At 44.1% G+C, this 19,060-nt stretch carries 17 protein-coding genes; 9 read left to right on the top strand and 8 right to left on the bottom strand.

Translation table 11 applies throughout. From position 1 onward, the window contains the following. The first annotated feature begins 294 nt into the window (after positions 1-294). Positions 295-1,164 carry a prohibitin family protein gene (locus Q7C19_RS13035; RefSeq protein ID WP_058713675.1) on the top strand — a complete coding sequence of 290 codons (870 nt, stop codon included), beginning with the start codon at positions 295-297 and terminating at the stop codon, positions 1,162-1,164. An 88-nt stretch (positions 1,165-1,252) separates the two neighbouring features. Here the strand turns inward: Q7C19_RS13035 and pepT are convergent, their stop codons facing one another. Continuing rightward, on the bottom strand, positions 1,253-2,488 hold the full coding sequence (pepT, locus tag Q7C19_RS13040; protein ID WP_375092303.1) for a peptidase T: 1,236 nt from the start codon (positions 2,486-2,488) through the stop codon (positions 1,253-1,255). A 109-nt stretch (positions 2,489-2,597) separates the two neighbouring features. Here pepT and Q7C19_RS13045 point away from each other — a divergent pair, with 109 nt between their 5' ends. After that, positions 2,598-3,590 (top strand): zinc-binding dehydrogenase, encoded by a 993-nt coding sequence (locus Q7C19_RS13045; protein ID WP_375092304.1) that lies wholly within the window; start codon positions 2,598-2,600, stop codon positions 3,588-3,590. A gap of 90 nt (positions 3,591-3,680) precedes the next feature. Here the strand turns inward: Q7C19_RS13045 and Q7C19_RS13050 are convergent, their stop codons facing one another. Beyond that, positions 3,681-4,865, bottom strand: a complete 1,185-nt coding sequence (locus tag Q7C19_RS13050) for a class I SAM-dependent rRNA methyltransferase (RefSeq protein ID WP_375092305.1) — start codon at positions 4,863-4,865, stop codon at positions 3,681-3,683. 186 nt (positions 4,866-5,051) lie between these two features. On the opposite strand from Q7C19_RS13050, the gene Q7C19_RS13055 reads away from it, so the two are divergent. Beyond that, the gene (locus Q7C19_RS13055) at positions 5,052-5,456 is read left to right on the top strand and encodes a (deoxy)nucleoside triphosphate pyrophosphohydrolase (RefSeq protein ID WP_035411892.1); all 405 of its coding nucleotides are present in this window, start codon (positions 5,052-5,054) and stop codon (positions 5,454-5,456) included. On the opposite strand, the gene Q7C19_RS13060 is transcribed toward Q7C19_RS13055, so the two are convergent. The 5 genes from Q7C19_RS13060 to Q7C19_RS13080 all read right to left on the bottom strand — a co-directional run bounded on the left by Q7C19_RS13060 (position 5,431) and on the right by Q7C19_RS13080 (position 11,663). Next, a complete protein-coding gene (locus tag Q7C19_RS13060; RefSeq protein ID WP_052019149.1) occupies positions 5,431-8,595 on the bottom strand; it encodes a DEAD/DEAH box helicase in 3,165 nt (1,054 codons plus the stop codon). The genes Q7C19_RS13055 and Q7C19_RS13060 overlap by 26 nt on opposite strands. Positions 8,596-8,721: 126 nt before the next feature. After that, on the bottom strand, positions 8,722-9,174 hold the full coding sequence (locus tag Q7C19_RS13065) for an OsmC family protein (protein ID WP_155960205.1): 453 nt from the start codon (positions 9,172-9,174) through the stop codon (positions 8,722-8,724). Between the two features lie 80 nt (positions 9,175-9,254). Further along, on the bottom strand, positions 9,255-10,187 hold the full coding sequence (locus Q7C19_RS13070) for an aldo/keto reductase (protein ID WP_375092306.1): 933 nt from the start codon (positions 10,185-10,187) through the stop codon (positions 9,255-9,257). 13 nt (positions 10,188-10,200) lie between these two features. Further along, positions 10,201-11,091: an aldo/keto reductase gene (locus Q7C19_RS13075; RefSeq protein ID WP_214856595.1), complete on the bottom strand. Its 891-nt coding sequence runs from the start codon at positions 11,089-11,091 to the stop codon at positions 10,201-10,203. Positions 11,092-11,177: 86 nt separating this feature from the next. Beyond that, complete coding sequence (locus tag Q7C19_RS13080) at positions 11,178-11,663, bottom strand: cupin domain-containing protein (RefSeq protein ID WP_290755279.1); 486 nt, start codon at positions 11,661-11,663, stop codon at positions 11,178-11,180. Between the two features lie 156 nt (positions 11,664-11,819). Between Q7C19_RS13080 and Q7C19_RS13085 the strand changes: the two genes are divergently transcribed. From Q7C19_RS13085 to Q7C19_RS13095, 3 genes are all read left to right on the top strand, one after another. Next, positions 11,820-12,101 (top strand): putative quinol monooxygenase, encoded by a 282-nt coding sequence (locus tag Q7C19_RS13085; protein WP_035411908.1) that lies wholly within the window; start codon positions 11,820-11,822, stop codon positions 12,099-12,101. Positions 12,102-12,318: 217 nt separating this feature from the next. Then, positions 12,319-13,722: a YfcC family protein gene (locus Q7C19_RS13090; RefSeq protein ID WP_308102307.1), complete on the top strand. Its 1,404-nt coding sequence runs from the start codon at positions 12,319-12,321 to the stop codon at positions 13,720-13,722. Between the two features lie 99 nt (positions 13,723-13,821). Beyond that, complete coding sequence (locus Q7C19_RS13095; protein WP_375092307.1) at positions 13,822-14,643, top strand: DUF1028 domain-containing protein; 822 nt, start codon at positions 13,822-13,824, stop codon at positions 14,641-14,643. Positions 14,644-14,682: 39 nt separating this feature from the next. Here Q7C19_RS13095 and Q7C19_RS13100 read toward each other — a convergent pair whose 3' ends face one another. Continuing rightward, complete coding sequence (locus tag Q7C19_RS13100; protein WP_313492187.1) at positions 14,683-16,320, bottom strand: glycosyl hydrolase family 28-related protein; 1,638 nt, start codon at positions 16,318-16,320, stop codon at positions 14,683-14,685. 141 nt (positions 16,321-16,461) lie between these two features. On the opposite strand from Q7C19_RS13100, the gene Q7C19_RS13105 reads away from it, so the two are divergent. The 3 genes from Q7C19_RS13105 (at position 16,462) to Q7C19_RS13115 (ending at position 19,023) form a co-directional block, all read left to right on the top strand. Beyond that, positions 16,462-17,229: a hypothetical protein gene (locus Q7C19_RS13105; protein WP_035411920.1), complete on the top strand. Its 768-nt coding sequence runs from the start codon at positions 16,462-16,464 to the stop codon at positions 17,227-17,229. Positions 17,230-17,278: 49 nt separating this feature from the next. Next, positions 17,279-17,785: a hypothetical protein gene (locus Q7C19_RS13110; RefSeq protein ID WP_375092308.1), complete on the top strand. Its 507-nt coding sequence runs from the start codon at positions 17,279-17,281 to the stop codon at positions 17,783-17,785. A gap of 254 nt (positions 17,786-18,039) precedes the next feature. Next, the gene (locus Q7C19_RS13115) at positions 18,040-19,023 is read left to right on the top strand and encodes a YhdH/YhfP family quinone oxidoreductase (RefSeq protein WP_035411925.1); all 984 of its coding nucleotides are present in this window, start codon (positions 18,040-18,042) and stop codon (positions 19,021-19,023) included. Positions 19,024-19,060 lie beyond the last annotated feature (37 nt).

The following is a 19,060-nucleotide window of genomic DNA, read 5'->3' on the forward strand; positions in this document are numbered from 1 at the left end:
GATGAACCCTCGTTTCTAGTAAGTGATGTGCTCATTCGAGTGTACCACAAATCGTGATCTGTCGTAGAGCAGGCAAAGTTCTTTCCATATTAGGACAGAAATTAAAAATAAGCAACCGGACATTTAAAATAATGAAACATTTTCCAGATGGATGCGTAAAAGAAAATAAGGAATTCGCTAGAGGAGGGGTTAGATGGCCATCTTTTTCACGTTATTGTTTTTCGCCCTCATCGTTTTGCTTGGCATGGAACTCTATCGCTATATCCAAGAAAAGATTGATAAAGGAGATTCAGAATGAGAGAAATCAAACCAAAGAAAAAAATTCGTCCATCGATGATCATCGCCGGTGTACTTGTATTAGCCCTGCTTGCTACAACGCCGTTCGTCGTCGAACAAATCGAACCCGGGCAAGTTGGTGTCGTTTACACCCCGTCAAGCGGTGTCAAAGATGAGACGTTATCGCAAGGCTGGCATGTCGTTTCACCGATCACACGGGTGACGGAGTATCCGATCCGTACACAGACGAAATCGCTTGATAACATGACGCTTGCGACTAAAGACGGAAAGAACATCGTCGTCGACTTTACATACAGCTTCTCCGTTTCGCCGGATAAGGTGACAAAAGTCTTCAACAAGTTCGGACCGATCGAAATCGATGAGATTGCCAAAGGTTACTTGAAACAACGACTCTATGATGCGTCGCGTGAGCAAATCTCGAAAGTTACTGTCCTTGAACTGTTCGGTGAAAAATCAGGAAACGTCTCGACGAGCATTCAGACGCAGTTTGCAGAAGACGTCAAGGACATCGGTTTCATCATCGAGGATGTCGCACTCGGTGCACCAAAACCAGATGAAAAGACACAGGAAGCAATCGATGCGCGTGTCAAAGCGTCGCAGGAACTCGATAAAAAGAAAACGGATCTTGAAATCGCTAAAGCAGAGGCAGAGCGCCTTCGCGTAGAAGCAAAAGGAGCAGCCGATGCGCGTTTGATCGAAGCTCAAGGATTGGCAAAAGCACAAAAAGAATTACAGAAGACGTTGACGAAAGAAATGATTCAATACGAAGCCGTCAAGAAGTGGGACGGGAAATCACCACTCGTCAGTGGATCAGGGAGTATGGTTCAACTACCGATTCCTGACGGTACGACACAAGAAAAAAACTAATTGAAATATGTCTAAGATAAACCGCTTAAAGACCACAACGGTAGACGTGAAAAAAGCAGATTCTCAGCGCTGAGAATCTGCTTTTTGATTAGTGCGAAGCTTGTTCAAAACCTTGAGCGATGGCAATGATGACTTGTGTTGCTTTCACCATGTTATCGATAGAGATAAACTCGAACTTGCCATGATAGTTCTCACCGCCGGTAAAAATGTTCGGTGTCGGAAGTCCCATGTATGAGAGTTGTGATCCATCTGTTCCACCACGAATCGGTTTAACGATTGGCGTAATATCAAGCGACTCCATCGCTGCATGAGCAATATCAACGATGTGCATGTGGGGCTCAATTTTTTCACGCATGTTGTAGTACTGATCGTGTAAGTCGATTTCCACACTACCAGCACCATACTTTTTGTTCCACTCATCGACAAGGGCAGACAAGAAGTGTTTCCGTCCCTCGAAGGCTTCACGATCAAAATCACGAATGATGTAGTCGAGCGTCGTTTTTTCAACAGAGCCGTCAAATGAAATCAGATGGAAGAATCCTTCAAAACCATCCGTGAATTCAGGAGACTCTTCTCCGGGAAGACGATCGTGGAACGCCATCGCATGTTTCTGCGAATTGACCATCTTATCTTTTGCTGTTCCCGGATGGACATTTGTTCCGTGGAAGACGATTTTAGCCGCCGCTGCATTAAAGCTCTCGTATTCAAGCTCACCAAGCGGACCGCCATCGACCGTATAAGCATAGGTGGCATCGAACGCTTCGACATTAAAGTGATGTGGTCCACGACCAATCTCTTCGTCAGGTGTGAAGGCAACACGAATGCGACCATGCTTAATTTCCGGATGTGAAATCAAATGGTGCATGGCTGTCATGATTTCTGCGATTCCGGCTTTATTATCGGCTCCGAGTAATGTCGTCCCATCCGTCGTCATCAAGGTGTGACCGACATAGTTGTGCAGTGCAGGAAAATCAGTTGGTGATAGAGTGACGGACGGCACTTCACTTAACGTGATGGGATGTCCGTCATACGCTTCCACGAGTTGTGGACGGACATTCGTACCTGTGAAGTCTGTCGCTGTATCGAGATGAGCGAGAAAACCGATTGTTGGAATGTCTGCGTCTGTATTGGCAGGTAATGTCGCCATGACATAACCATTATCATCAACGGTGACTTCTTCCATGCCAATTGTCTTTAATTCTTCTACGAGCAAACGAGCTAGTGTCCATTGCCCTTCTGTCGTTGGAACAGTCATACTCTCATAGTTCGACTGTGTATCGACTTTCACGTATGTAGTTAGACGATCAATCAATTCTTGTTTCAAATCAAAAACGTCCCTTCTCGTCATAAGATATCTTCATCATAGCATGAACGACTAATGTGAGAGAATTCTGAATCATGATAGACTAATATTGAAAAAGGGGGAATTCTTCATGAGAGCATTCGTAGTCGATCAGTACGGAAAAAATGCATCACTTACAGAAAAAGACGTCACACCCGAAAAAGCGGGGAAGTACGAATTACGGGTTCAAATCGAGGGGTCAAGCATCAATCCACTTGATACGAAGATGTTTTTCGGACATGTGGCGGCGGCTTCAACGACTGGAATTCTCCAGGGTGATGTAACGGGGAAGGTGATTGAAATCGGGGAGGGTGTGACGTCTTTTTCTGTCGGCGATCGCATCGTCGCATTCGGCGGTGGACTTGGAAAACGCGCCGGTGCGTTAGCGGAAGAAATGCTTGTGCCTGAACAAATGGCAGTCTTACGACCGGAAGGGGTATCGGCTGAGGTTGCTGGTTGTTTACCGGTGATTGGATTGACAGCAATGGAAATTTTAAAAGAGCGAATCGCGATTACCCCAGGAATCCGCGTATATGTAGCAGGCGGAACGGGTGGAGTAGGACATCTTACCGTTCAACTTGCTCGTCATTATGGATGTGACGTTACAGCGAGCGCCTCTTCTGACGAGAAGGCAGCTTGGCTAGAAGCAAAAGGGATTCACGTTCACCGGTACAAGGAAGAATCAGCTGAAACATTGCTCAAACGACTCGATCTGGATGGATTCGACGTCATCATTGATACAGTTGGTGGTGACCATTTACAAGAATCGTTCATACTCGCAAAAGAGCGGGGACGCATCATTTCGATCTCGACACGGACGACACAAGATTTAACGATGATGCATAGTAAAGCCTTGTCACTTGAAGCTGTGTTCGTCGCGCTTCCGTTGCTGAAAGGAAAAGTAGAGGAGATGAAACAACAGCAACGTCACTTATCAGAACTCATTCATTTAGTGAAAGAGAGAACGATTGAGATTCGAATTGAAGAGCAGATTCCCTATGAACGCGATGCGTTGAACGATCTCTATCAACGATTTGATCAAACATCGCACTTTGGTAAAGTGAGTGTATATCCAACCCATTAAAAATGATTCTCCATTCATTTTACATTTCCTGTTAAAAATATAAAAAATCCGTTACTGAAAAATTCAGTAACGGATTTTTTAGATAACACGTCATTTACGGCGAACAAGAATACTTTTTGGATTGAGTTGTGGCATGGAAGGAGGAGTCGGGAAATCTTTCTGCTCCGGCTGCTCCCATACGACTTCAAATTTTTGACGCAACTTGTTGAACGCCTGCTCCACAGCTTTTTTCAATTGTGACGCATCAAGAGCGGGACTATCTGTCGTAATCGCAAGCAGTCCTCCGCGATTCGTCAAATGAATGACTTTTTGGATCCAAAGAGCGAGATCCTGTTCGGTCCGAAACTGACGTGTTCGTGTATTGACTTGTACGGGCGGATGGAACAAGACGACGTCAAAACGAGTCTTCTTATCCGCTTGTTCGATGTAGTCGAACGCATCCTGAACTAAAATCTTCTGTTTCTCAGGAGTAAAACTGTTCAACACAAGATTATCTTTTGTCTTATTTCGACTACGTGTCGAGAAATCAACGCTTGTCGTTTGAGTAGCCTCACCATAAAGGGCAGCTACCGTTAATGTTCCTGTATCAGAAAAGAGATTAAGTACGGTTTTTCGTTCGACGGAATCGAGAAGGATTCGGCGAAGTTCACGTTGGGCAATGTCAAAACCAGTCCGCATACCAGCATCCAAGTCATACTCATACAATACACCGTATTCTTGTGCGACTTCAGGAAAATCGCCTCGTTCCCCTTTCAAAAAGTCGTCGCCTTTGACGGGTTGAAGATCGACGAGGAAATCTCGTTTTTCATAAATGCTTCTGTAATTTAGTAGTGATTCAAGAGCTTCAAGAATCAATGGACGGAATGTATAGATGCCTTCATTTTCGAATGTAATAAGGTAATGATGATCGTAACAATCAATTGTCAAACCACCGATACCATCTCCTGCACCGTTAAAAATACGGAAGGCTTCTGAATACTCTTCAAAAAATTCGTTTCGTTTGTCTAATGCTTGTTCAAAAAGTTGTTTGAAGAAGTCGACATCAATCGCTTTTTGCTCGTCCATTGAGAGAGTCCAACCGACACCTTTTTCTTGCTTGCCAAAATAACCAGTCGCGAGGTATTCTTTATGTTCTGTCATCAGATGGAGCAGTCCGCCTGCCTCTTTGACATGGTGTAAGGCTTCGAACATTTCCTTGCGTAACGCGGGATACCCGCTTCGAATCGATTCAATCCATTCTGGTTTGACGACGATCGGATAAAGTTCACGAGACATGTAAGTTTCCTCATTTCTAATTGTGGATAAGTGGCATAATTATACCATAAATGGAGTTATCCACATGTGGATAACTGGTATATAAATAAAACCGCTATTCTTTGCATAAGTCAAAGGAATAACGGTTTTTGTTATGATAAGCAGAGAACTAAAAAATCTATAATGATTTGGAGTGAAACATAAAAAATGAAAAAACAAGTTCAAGTTGTAGGTGCTGTCATTCGCAACGATCATAATGAAATATTATGTGCACTTCGTAGTAGCCAAATGTCATTGCCCAACTTATGGGAGTTTCCTGGTGGAAAAATTGAGTTACATGAAACGCCCTCACAGTCGTTAGTTCGTGAAATCAATGAAGAATTAAAATGTAATATTAAGGTCAAGCAACCAATCGAAAAAACGACTTACGAGTACGATGCTATTATTGTTACATTGCATACGTTTGAAGCTGAAATCGTAACAGGAGAACCGATTGCCGTAGAACATGCAGAGCTTCGCTGGGTGGCTGTTTCAGACCTTGATCAGCTTGAATGGGCTCCTGCCGATATTCCTGCAGTTGAGTACATTAAGAAAGAGTTTGCCACTCCTTAAACAGTTCAATTGATAGTGGAGAATGAAGTGACCAAGTCACACTAATCGGTTTAGAACCTGTACTTTGAAGATGCTTTAACTGGCCAAAGTATGTGAACGGTAGCGTTTTTCCTTGTTCTTTATCTGCTTTACGCATAAACAAATGAATACGAATTCCTTCGCTCTCATGGTTTTGATATAAAGTACCCGCTTTACCTGTAGCAGTTGCATTACTTTGAGACTGCCAATGGAAACGATATTGATCTAAGAAATAATCGTTATATTTCAGTTGCTCATCAATGGCTTCATCTTTGTGTAAATTCACAAATAAAATGTAGTCGTTACCAGCTTGAGCTACACCTTCACGCCAAGAACCTTCCTGACTTGGTGAACATAGAAGACGTTGGATAACAGAACGATTGTATGTTTGATGTAATAGAAACGCCTGGTCTTCGATCAACCAATTAATTCGATCTGGTAGTTGATGAAATGCAAGTAGACCTGCTTGGATAAAATGCATCATATATGAACGCAATTCAGTTGATTGTTGAAGTGCTTGGACGACTGTATTTGAAAAGCGATAGTGCTCTTCTGATACAGCATCTAGTAATTGAATACGATCATTTTTTAACGCAGTAGACCAGCGTTTAAAAAGATGATGAATAATAGGGCGCTTTGAAAAAGAATGATTCGTCGATAAGGCAAATTCTTTGAAAACTTCTTGTTCAATATCTTGTACTGAAGCAGAAGGATGACGCAGTAACTGTTTTAAAATCAGTAAGCTGAAAGGCTCACGAATTGGGAATAGTCCTTCGAGCTGTTCAACAATTTTGCGTGTAGTATCATCTTGCAGTAAACGTAGTTCTTCATCGGTAGCATGTTTTTCAAGTTGTTTAAGACGTAATGTACTTCTCCATTGCTGAACAATACTCTCAATAGCTGGTGCGTCTTTGTGCGTAACTAAATCATTTAAACTCGGAGGATTTCCGATCATACGTGTCAATCGTTGATAACTTTCACGAAGCTGTTTGCTAGCTGAAAACTCTATTTTTTTCATTTGTTCAATAATAAATCTTTCTGTAATTGAATCCAGAATAGCTAAAGATCCTTCGGGTAGAATCGGAAAATGTTGTTTTACAGCAGTAGCAATTTTATAACGATCAATAGAATGAAACGATTGTTGACCAGCTAACACAAGTGGTGCAACAAAAGCTTTTTGACTATTTCCGATAAAATCTAAAATCGTAACAAATTCTTTTGAGCTGTGTTTACGTAAGCCTCGACCCAATTGTTGAATAAAAATAGTAGGGGATTCCGTTGGACGTAAAAATAGCATTAGATTGACTTTTGGAATATCGACTCCTTCGTTAAACAAGTCAACGGTAAAAATATATTGCAGTGGGTCTTGATCATCCTCTAGTCGGCGAATGGCTTCTTCGCGTGCTTCTTCGGACTGTTTACTTGTAACAGCCATTGCTTCAATCTGATGTCGTTTAAATTCCTTCTCCATAAACTCTGCATGATTGATATTGACACAGAATCCTAATCCAACAGCCTGATTACCACTGAACCCAAATTTACGAATCATTTCAACAATATAATCTGTTCGCGTTGAGCGTTCGAGTGCAACAACCAGATCCTGTTCTACATAAAAGCCGTTTTGTTGAGGAATAAGAGAATAATCAATCGATTCATCATCTTGAATGCCAAAATAATGGAATGGTGAAAGTAAATCTTGTGCTAAGGCATCATACAGACGAACTTCGTAAGCAATATTATAGTCAACAAGCTGGAAGATATTTTGACCATCCATACGCTCTGGTGTTGCTGTTACTCCAAGCAAAAATTGAGGCGTAAAATAGTCAAGAATGTTTTGGTAAGAAGCAGATGAAGCGTGATGGAATTCATCAATAATGATGTAGTCAAACGCATCCCGTAAAAATTGATTAAGGTGAACCTCTTTTGAAAGTGTTTGAACGGTAGCAAAGGTAAATTGTGCATCTTGAATTTGTTGTGATCCTGAATATCTACCAAATGTATAATTTTCATTTGAAAAAACTTGTTTAAATGTATGCTCAGCTTGTGATAGTAATTTTCCACGATGTGCAACAAATAATACTTTTTTAGCCTGAGTTTGACGGACATCAAAAGCTGCTAAATACGTTTTTCCAGTCCCAGTTGCCGCAATGACCATTGCTTTTGTTTCTTTTCGCTCGCGTAAACGATCGAGTTCTTCTAAAGCCGGAATCTGCATGAGGTTCGGTTCAATAACGTTGTAATCGACAGCAGGTTCGGCAATTGTATCGCGGATAGAAAATGATTTTATAGGTGGTGTTTCTTGTTGGTACTGTTCGTATTGAAGTAATAATTCTTCTGTACAAATAGTCGCTTCTGGGCTGTTCCAAAGTTGTTCAAATAAGTTTTTCGCTTGAGTGACTAATGTTGTGACGGGTGTAGAAGGTATACGAATATTCCATTCCATACCGTGCGTTAAAGCCGACTTTGATAAATTAGAGGACCCAACAATAGCACTATCCAACTGATCAGGACGAGAAAATAAATAAGCTTTCGGATGGAACGCATGATTTTTTTTTATCGGTTCATAAATTTTTACTTCAATATTTCTGAATTCCATCAACTGTCGGATAGCCTTCGCTTCTGTAATATTCATATAAAATGAAGTCAAAATGCGGATTGATTTACTTTGAGCTTCTGCTTCCTTCAAAGCTGGGACAAGCGTCTGTACTCCAGAATGACGTGTAAAACTCACCATCCAATCGGCAGCAGATGCTGTCCATAATTCTTGACTAATATGATGCAATAACTGTTCTTGTTCCAGTTGGCCAGGAGCAATGAGTTCCCAAGCACGCAAAGAATTTTTATATTGTGTAGGTAAAGCATGTGTTGTGCTAGTAGTGAGTTCACGATGAAGTGGCAAGTCGATCAGAGGTTGATTTAAATGCATGAGCCATTCATTGACCGTTTCAACCATTTGATCAGGTTTATCTTGTTTTTGGAAATGGTCTAAAGATTGATACAGTACTTGATTGAGGTGTGTAAGTAATTCTGTTGTGTAGTCATGTGCTGGTACAGATACACTTATTGCATCGGATTGTGAATTAGTTTCAGTTGAAGAACGTAATGTTTCATAATAAGACATGGTTATCCTCCGAATAATAGTAAATGGTATTTAAAATGATTAAATCATCAATAATATACCAATAAGTAGATAAATAAAGTAAAAAATCATCGTTCAACTAAAAAGTTAAACGATGATTTTTGTTTGTTAATTTGAGATTCTCTCTACCACAGCCTCAAGCGATACTTTGACATTACCAGCCAGTGCCCGCGTAATCATACACGAACCTTCTGCTTTTTCAGCGAGACGTTGCGCCTTCTCCACATCACGATCCGACAGATCGGCTGGTAATAAGAGTTTCGGACGATGAATGATCGCATCGTATGTGAAGACGCCGTTCGTGACATCAACGATGCCTTCAGATTCCATCGTTAAGGAGACTTTTGGGATATTACTACGCTCAAGCATTGCGGCAAGCGTGATGATATAGCATGTAGCAGCTGCGCCAAGCAACATCTCATCTGGATTCGTGCCAACCCCTGGACCATCCATAGCGTCCGGAATTGAAATTTTTGTTTTTAACTCACCTGTCTCGATCTGACCGACATCATTGCGATTTCCCGGCCAGTCTGCAGTTAAATGAAAATGGTGCTTCATGATCAATCGCCTCCATGCCTCCATCATACGAAGTTCAGCATGATTTTTCGCCTATTCTGCTCATGTGCATAAGAAGAGAACGATCAGCTAAAAATTTGGTCGATTTTTTTGATATCCTCTTGCGATAACTGAACGTCTAACGTACGCAACGTATCTGTCACCTGATCCGGGCGTTTCGCACCAGGAATGATGGCATCGATGCCATCTTGTGCCAAATACCAGGCGAGTACGACATGTGCGACTTCCGCATCGTGTGCGTCTGCGATTGGACGCAATTGATCGACTTTTGCGAGGTTTTGTTCGAAGACGTCTTTTTGGAACAACGGGTCGTTTTTTCGTAAATCATCAAACGTCGTCTCTTTCGTATATTTCCCTGCCAATAATCCAGCGGCGAGTGGGAAGTACGGAACGAAGGACATGCCGTTCTCAACGATGTATGGAAGTAACTCTTTTTCTGCATCCCGTTTAAACAGATTGTATTCTCCTTGATAGACGTCGACATGTCCGTCCTTGTTCGCTTCCTTCAGTTGTTCGAGTGAAAAATTCGAGACACCAATCGCGCGAATCTTTCCTTCTTTTTTCAGTTCAGCAAGTGCAGCGACGGCTTCATCCTTCGGTGTCGATTCATCTGGGAAATGGATGTAATATAAATCGATATAGTCTGTTTTAAGACGTTTTAAACTATCTTCGACCGATTGACGGAGAAAGTCAGGTGAGTTGTTCATGACGACGTTTCCGTCAACGAACTGATGCGCACCTTTCGTCGCGAGGACGACATCTTCTCGAGCGACCGTGTCGTGCCAGACTTCACCGACGAGTTCCTCCGAACGTTCTGGTCCGTAGATGAAAGCTGTGTCGAGGAAATTGATCCCTTGCTGTAACGCGACACGAACGAGATCGCGTCCGGCTTGCTCATCAAGATTTGGATACAAGTTGTGTCCACCGACAGCATTCGTACCGAGCCCGATTGGGTGAACGAATAGGTTAGATTGACCGAGTTGAACATGTTTTGTCATGAAAATGACCTCCTTAAACGATATCGAGTGGTTCTTTTTTTGTTGGTGCTGGGAACGCTTGATCAAGTGCAGCTAGCTCTTCTTTTGTTAAATTCAAAAGTGCGGCGCGACCGTTGGCTTCGACATGATGTGCTTGTCCTGCTTTAGGAATTGCGATGACGTCACCTTCACGCATCGCCCAAGCAAGTAAGATCTGTGCCGGTTCAACACCATGTGTCTCAGCGAGTTCCTCGACGGTCGGATGATTCAGGAGTTGATCACGCAGTGAACCACCTTCAGCTAGTGGGCAATACGCCATTACTGGAATACCATGTTCGCGTAGTAACGGGAGCAGTTCATACTCAATTCCGCGTGAGCCGAGGTGATAGAGTACCTGATTGACAGCACACTGATCACCGTTCGGTAATGCTAACAGTTCTTTCATGTCTGATACGTCAAAGTTCGATACACCCCAACGGCGAATCTTGCCTTCTTGTTTTAAGGCTTCCAGTCCTTCAACGGTTTCCTTTAGTGGAATGTCGCCACGCCAGTGAAGAAGATAGAGATCAAGATAATCCGTACCGAGACGTTCAAGCGATTTGGAACAAGCTTTTTTTAACGCTTCCCCACCAGCGTGATGCGGATAGACTTTCGAGACAAGAAAGACTTCTTCGCGTCGATCAGCGATCGCGTCGCGAATCAATTCTTCAGAGGCGCCTTCCCCGTACATCTCTGCCGTATCGATGAGTTCCATTCCGCTGTCGAGACCGACGCGGAGTGCTTCGATTTCAGCTTCATGTTTCTCCGATTCTTCTCCCATCCGCCATGTGCCTTGTCCAAGTGCCCGAACGTGCGTCTGATCGGGAAACGTCACTGTTTTTTGCTTTAATGCAGCAAGTATTAGCGTCTTTTCTGTTGCGTTCATCGAATTCCTCCTTTAAGTAGAGAGACAATAGTAGGGTTTACCACGCGAACTCCGAACAAAAACGTCTTCTTCACAAGAAGGAGATGTCACCAATGCTCAAATAAAGGACCGTGATCACCGAGTACAGGATCTTGACCGGGACGTATCACCTGACGAATCCGTTGAAGATTTTCCGGACGTTCACTTGTTTGACCTGTCAGTGTGTCGTAGTCTTGACCATTCGGATAGGCACCGATCACACGGAAGTGTCGACTTGTATCAAGTGCTTTGTGTCCTGTGCCTGCAGGAAGTAAGAGAACATCTCCACTCGTCAAGGTGAAGGTCTTACCGAGTGGACCACCGAGTTGGACGGTCGCATGTCCTTCGAGGATACCAATCACTTCATGGGCGATGCTATGATAATGATGAAAATCAAAAATGCCATCTACCCAGCTATTGCGCCAGTCATGTGAATGGAAAGTCTGTTCGATGCGTGACGGTTCTTCAAATGCATGCCGATAAATCAACACCGGAAAATTAGGGTTATTCGGAATATGTCCGTCATCCTCAAAGTAAAATACCTCAACACGCATCTTCGTTGCTCCCTTCTCTGATGTGGTACAAAGTAATAATTCCCTCTATAATTACCCGTAATTAAATATCATCAATCGTCCGAGCATCTTTATGGCGTAACGAATCGGGAGGTGCTACGATGCTTAAGTTAACGAAATTACAAAGGAGGCTTTCCGATGATCGCCATCGAAGCAAAGTTAGAAGTACAACCCGCAAAACGAGAAGAATTTTTAGCAGCAACTAAAACATTAGTAGAAGGATCGCGTGCTGAAGCTGGAAACATCAGCTACGATCTGTTCCAAAGTACAGAAGACGAAAATGTCTTCATGATGATTGAAAAATGGGAAGACCAAGCTGCGATCGAAGCTCATAACACAAGTGCTCATTTCGGACAATTCGTTGCATTTGCACAAACAGCTCTTGCTAAACCATTAGACGTTCAATCGTTCCAAGCATAATCAGAAGAGATTGACGTAACACATAAGGAAGGTATTCTGGGTTCGTGACCTAGAATACCTTCCTTTTTGTTTCATGCGACATGATCGATTAAAGGCTCTATTTAAGTTAGAAGTATTCCACTTTTCTTTTACAATCACATAACATTTCATTAAAACTGTTAGTTTTTCCCTGAATAGGGCATTATTCTTATAATGACACAAAAAGGAGGCCTTTATCATGAATGAACGAACAGATGCCACACAGTCGAAGCAATCATTCTTCAAGATGCCTCATACATATGCCATCATCATGGCGATTCTCATTATTTCAGTCATCTTGACGTACACGCTTCCAGCAGGACAATTCGACCGTGAAAAACAGGATGGTCAGACCGTCGTTATCGATGGTACCTATCGCGCGGTGGAGTCTGCACCTGTCAATTTCTTTGGTTTATTCGAAGCGATCCCGAAAGGAATGGAAGCAGGCGCTGCGATCATCTTTTACATTTTCTTAGTCGGTGGTGTCTTTGGCATCATTCGTCAAACGGGTGCCATCGAAGCGGGAATCAATCAATTGATTCGTCGGTTTGGTCAAAAGGGACACATCATGATTCCGATGACGATGTTCGTCTTTTCGATTGCCGGAGCAACAATCGGGATGGCAGAGGAAACAATCATCTTTGTACCGATTGGTATCATGCTCGCGCGTGCACTCGGTTATGACGCGATGACAGGAGCTGCAATCGTTAGTTTAGGAGCGGCGGTTGGTTTTGCTGGCGGGATGCTGAATCCGTTTACGGTAGGTGTTGCTCAATCGATCGCGGAAGTTCCACTCTTTAGCGGTCTTGGTTATCGAACCGCCGTTTATATCGTTTTCTTAGTCGTAACGATTCTTTATGTCATGACTTACGCACGGAAAGTCAAACAGGATCCAACGCGTAGCCTCGTTTATGATCTCGAACAACGTCGTGCGGAAGAAGCAGCGACGACGATTTCACGCTTTTCGAAACGTCATGCTTTTGTTTTACTGATTTTGATCGGTGGAATCACGCTCAACGTCATCGGAATTTTCGAGTGGGGCTGGTATTTGACGGAACTGACAGCCTCGTTCTTGATCATTGGACTGATTGCTGGGATCATCACACTCGGTGTGAACGGTACTTTTGAGAGTCTGATTGACGGGGCGAAAGCCGTGACGTTCGGTGCATTGATCGTTGGCTTTGCCCGTGCCATTGTCGTCATTCTTGAAGAAGGTCGTGTCATTGACACGGTCATTTACGGCTTATCGAATGCCGTAGGACATTTACCAACGTTCTTCGCTGTCATCGGAATGTACATCGTACAACTGATCACGAATTTCTTCATTCCATCGGGGAGCGGGCAAGCCGCGACAACGATGCCAATCATGGCACCTTTATCTGACTTACTCGGTATCGAGCGTCAAGTAGCTGTTTTAGCATTTCAATACGGAGATGGATTGACGAACATGATTTTTCCGACAAGTGCGCATTTGATGGCGTTTCTTGCGATCGCAGGCATTCCGTATGAGCAATGGTTACGTTTCGTCTGGAAACTCTTCGCGATTTGGATTGCTTTAGCATGTGCCGCCTTATTACTTGCTGTGACGCTAGGTATTCAATGAAGTCGACCTTTCGGACATCTGTCCGGAAGGTTTTTCTGTTGCAGGAATCGGGAAGCGTTATCACGAACGGGTAGAGAAGTGACTAAAGGGGGAACTGAAGTGACATATTCAATCGTTGGTTATTGCGAGAAAGAACAAGCATGGGGTGTTGCTGTCCAATCGAAATTTTTAGCTGTTGGGAGTGCTGTTCCGTTTGCGAAAGCGGGAGTAGGTGCTGTAGCGACACAATCATTTGCAAATACGACGTATGGCCCTGAAGGGTTGCAGATGATCGAACAAGGCGCTTCAGCGGATGAAGTGCTTCGTCGATTAACGGAAGCGGATGAAGGGCGAGCAGATCGTCAAGTCGGAATCATCGATGCGCAGGGCAAAAGTGCGACTTTTACGGGAGAGAAATGTAACGACTGGGCAGGCGGAATTGCGGGGAAACATTTTGCGGCGCAAGGGAATATTCTTGTAGATGGCAATACGGTCAAAGAGATGGCACGTGTCTTTGAATCGACGCAAGGGCCACTCGCAGAACGGCTGTTGCGTGCGTTGGCTGCGGGGCAAGCAGCAGGCGGGGACTCGCGTGGGATGCAATCAGCAGCACTGCTCGTCGTCAAGGAAGGTGGCGGGTACGGTGGATTCAACGATCGCTATATTGATCTACGTGTTGATGATCACCCGAATCCAATTGAAGAACTCGAACGCATCTATCAATTGCACACACTTTACCTACAACCGAGTAAGCCGGAAGAAATCAAGCCCATCGATGATGCGTTAGAGTCGGAGTTGATGGATAAATTATTGACACTTGGCTATCGCGGTGATTTCGAAGAAGCGCTCCGGACATATCTGCATACGGAAAACTTTGAGATGCGCGAACAAGCGGATCGTGCGATTGATACACGTGTCCTCGCATACATTCGATCCCAATGAAAACGACAGGATGGACCAAAGTCCATCCTGTCGTTTTGTTCATGCTTGCGTCGACTGAGCACGAATCGGTACTTTAAATCCGGTCGCGATGAACCGTTCCATTTCCGGTTCCGATTTAGCATTCAAGCCAACCGTCCCATCTCCTTTTAGTGCCACATTCGTTAACTTGACGCGATTGATGTCAGGACCGATCGTAATCCCGTGTTTGGCAGAATCCTCGATCCGGATATCCCGAAGGCGTACATCCTCAGCTCCATTTTCTCCACCAAAGATTTGGATATCCGTTTTCGCTTGTCGGAATCCGCTCATCTTCAACTGACTGATCGTAACGTTGCGTGCCTTATATTGTATTCCGATCATTGGCTGTTCTTGGTAGTCATAATACGGATCACCGAGCACCGTGAAATCATGAATAACGACATTACGATAAGCGGAAACGACGAGTGCGCGCGGTTTTGAATTCGCATAGAGCTCCGTATATTGAGGAGTCTGAGCAATCAAGCGTGTTGCGATGATATTGTAAGCCGTCTGAGACGTTGGATCACTTGCTTGATGATGCCCGATATGGCGAAAATTAAAGGCACGGTGGTCATCAATTGATAAATGACCAACGATTTTAACGGTTGAGGCAGCAGAAGAGGTCGCATGCGCCTTGATTTCAAGTCCACCGAAGCAACGACTTGATGCGTTATTGAATAACCAGACATCGCGTGACCCATCATCGATTTCAATCCCGTTCGAATTGGAAAAACCTTCTGCATGGGCACGTCCACTTGGGTCATGCATAAAGCAGTTCGAGATGAAGAGATGGTCACTATGATGTGTCGTGATCCCGTCGTCTCCGAACCCGTAACCGGTTAATCCATCGAACCAGATGAATGAACTACTTAAGTTCGCTCGAGCACCGTCCCCGTTGTAATTGTAATACGGTGTCGAGATATCAAAACAATGGAGTCCTGGATTGACAGCTTCGACATCAAAGACCCAACCATAAGTGACATGTGCGTATGTGAGACAACTGGAGTGATTGCCCCATGTGCTACTTTTCTTTGCGTCACCGATTCGTTTGATGTTCCAATCAAGCGTCATTTTCTCAACAAGCAGGTGATGATTGCCAAGGAGATAATTTTGGTTCGTTACAAGACGTCGTCCTTTAGGTGCGTCATCGTGCATCTTTATAATCGTTTTCCCTTTGCCAGCTCCCGTTAAAATCGTATAACTAGGTAAACGAATTCCTCGAACGATGTACGTACCGGCTGGAACATGGACTTGTCGATGTCCATCACCGAGCGCTTCGATGAACGCTTGTGTATCATCTGTCTGTCCATCACCGACCGCACCATAGGAAGTGATATCAACGATTTCGACTTCACTGATCAAACGTTCGAACTCATGATTGAGCCGCCCGAACCAACTCGGTCGAATCTCATCGTGTGGCGTTACGAAAGCTGGTGTCAGCGGTAAAATATGTTTATCACGGTTTGTCAAAAATAACGGTGAGATCATCGAACGAAGTGTTCGACTGAGGTTAGGATCACGTCGTGGTGCAATAAATGTACTATCGTGTAATAGTTGTTCTGCTTGTCGAACAGCCTGTTCGTTGCTTGATGTTTCAACGTATTCTTGAATCAGCGCCGCATTTTGATACGGATCATGCGTGTGATCGAGTTTCAACATGAAATAGTTCTCCTCTCTGAATAGGTCTGTCTACCTTTTCCCCTCTAATTGAACAATCATTCCTTGTTTCATAACATCCATAAAAATACACTAAAATTATAAATTTGGATTATAATGGATTTATAAAAAGGAGGGCTTTTGATGTCACTTCGCAAACGACTCGTAATTGGTATCGGATTGATTTTGCTGATATTAGGGATCAGTAAGCCGCTGACGGAAGCGGCTTTTCAAGCATTGAAGCCACAAGCGATAAAGATGTCAGGAGTCGAAACGAACGGATCGTGTAAACCGAACTGCAAGAACAACGGCAAGCTGTTAAACATTCCATTTCTTTCGTGGTTGCCTAAAAAGCAGACGAAGAATGATGAAGATTTACGTGTTTGGGACACGAATGAAAAGCCCAAAAAGCAGAAAGACCTCAAACCGAAAAAGAATAAGCTCATCGTTGTAGGGGTTGAAAATGCTAAGCGAGGTATGAATGAAAAAGGGGAATCGTCCTCATCGATGTTACTGATGAGTCTGATTGTTCTACCTCTATTCATCATAAGCTATATCGTTTGGCGGAAACGTCGAAAGACCAAGAAACAGGATGAGGACTCGATCAGAACTGACACCCCGTTACAGTCCTTAGACAACGACTTTGTTATAAAAGAGAACTCGATCGAGCTACCAGATGCCTGGATTCGTAAACAACTCATCCAGTTCAATCAGATACTCCCGACCCGCTTACGGCGACATGATACAGAAACACTTCAGGAATGGTGCCTGCGTATCGGATTCCAACCGTCACATGTCCTAATAAAAGCCTATCTCTTAGAACGCTATACAGACCGAGCTACTACGATATCGGAGATGGACAAGCAAACGATTCAGGGGGAATTCGGAGCCTTCGTCCATCAGTTTGATTGAAACCTTTTGAAAGGAATGACGTAAATGGAATAGGAAAGGGGAGTTGATGATGTACCTAGCAGATGCCGTGAAATTAAAGAGTATTCTGAGGAAACAGCTTGATCAGCTGATTGAAGAAATGGAGCGCGTAGCGTTCATTGATTTAGAAAAGGGAGAAGCACTCCCCGCACAACAAGGCCGGAGCTTAACCGACGTCGAAGCCGCCATGGACATCGTGCGTCATGATATGCGAGTCTTGGATCGTCTCGTCTACGCGGCGAATCTAGAAACTGTCATCGTGACGGATGAAGGAGAAATGCCGCTCGTCGAAGCAATCGAGTGGGCGACCCAATTGCGGGCAAAGGCACAAAATTATCAGATGCTCGCAAGTCGACCAAAACGCGAGTTCCAATACGGATTTGAAGGGACGACGATCATTCGTCATGCCTTATTCGATCCAGATGCCTATCGCTTAAAAACGGAGGAAGTGGAACGGCAAGCACACAAAGTATCGAATGCGATCAATGCCGCGAACTATCAAACGACAATTGACTTTGATGGTGGACGTTATATGTAATTCCTTGACGTGGTGAGACTCCACGTCAAGGAGAGGGGACGGACCTCAATTTTCCTCTGTGGAGAAGAGATGGCGATGGCAAACCGATGACCATGAACCATTGACAGGCTGACCTGTTACCTTTGACCACCTATGGAACGCTGATGTTTTTTCCGTCCCCGATCCCTGTCGTTTCTTTGAGAAACGACAGGGATTTTTAGTGTGTCGATGGAAACAACAGGGTATAGAGAAGCACAAGAGAAAGGAGAGACATCATGAAACACACTTTTTCAGCATTCGTCGTACGAGAGGTGGATGGGAACTATGAAGGGAAGGTTGAGGCGAAACAAGTCGATGATTTACCGGAAGGAGACGTCTTAATTCGTGTCACGCATTCCTGTGTCAATTATAAGGATGCCTTATCGATGTCGGGTAATCGAGGGGTGACGAAATCCTATCCGCACACACCAGGCGTTGACGCAGCAGGATATATCGAACAAACGACAGATGAACGGTTTCAAACCGGTCAAGCGGTCGTCGTCAATGGCTTTGATTTTGGAATGAATACCTCTGGCGGATTTCAAGAATACATACGCGTACCAGCCGATTGGGTGACGCCACTTCCAGAATCCATTCGCCCATTAGAAGCGATGCGACATGGAACGGCAGGATTGACAGCAGCGCAATCAGTCGATGAACTATCACGAATTGTCTCAAAGGAGACAGGACCCATCCTTGTGACTGGAGCGACAGGAGGTGTCGGTACGATTGCGATCGCCTTACTGATTCGATTAGGCTATACAGTACACGCCGTAACCGGGAAACGAGTAGAACAAGAACGATTACTTAAAAAAGGTGTGGCGGAGGTATTAGACCGCACTACGTTCTTAGAAGAAACAGACCGTCCATTAAAAAAAGGAACGTATGCAGGTGTCATTGATACGGTAGGGGGTCCATTGCTCGCATCCGTCATTCGCTTCGTACAGTATGGTGGTGTCGTGACGACGTGTGGTAACGTCGGTGGGGCAGAGATGACACTGACAGTCTATCCCTTCATCCTGCGTGGCGTTCGCTTGATCGGAATCGATGCGGTACAAACACCGATTGCATATCGAGAGATCTTATGGCAACGGCTGGCGGATGAGTGGCGCGTCGATCTTGAACCAGAAGTCGACGTCAAAACACTGAACGACTTACCTAAAATCGCAGAAGCTCTGCTGACTTCTCGTCACCGTGGTCGAACTGTCATCGAAATTTAAATATTTCGAGTAAACATTGGTGGTATAGTGGGGAAAA

Source organism: Exiguobacterium sp. PHA03 (assembly GCF_041945985.1).
GTDB lineage: Bacteria > Bacillota > Bacilli > Exiguobacteriales > Exiguobacteriaceae > Exiguobacterium_A.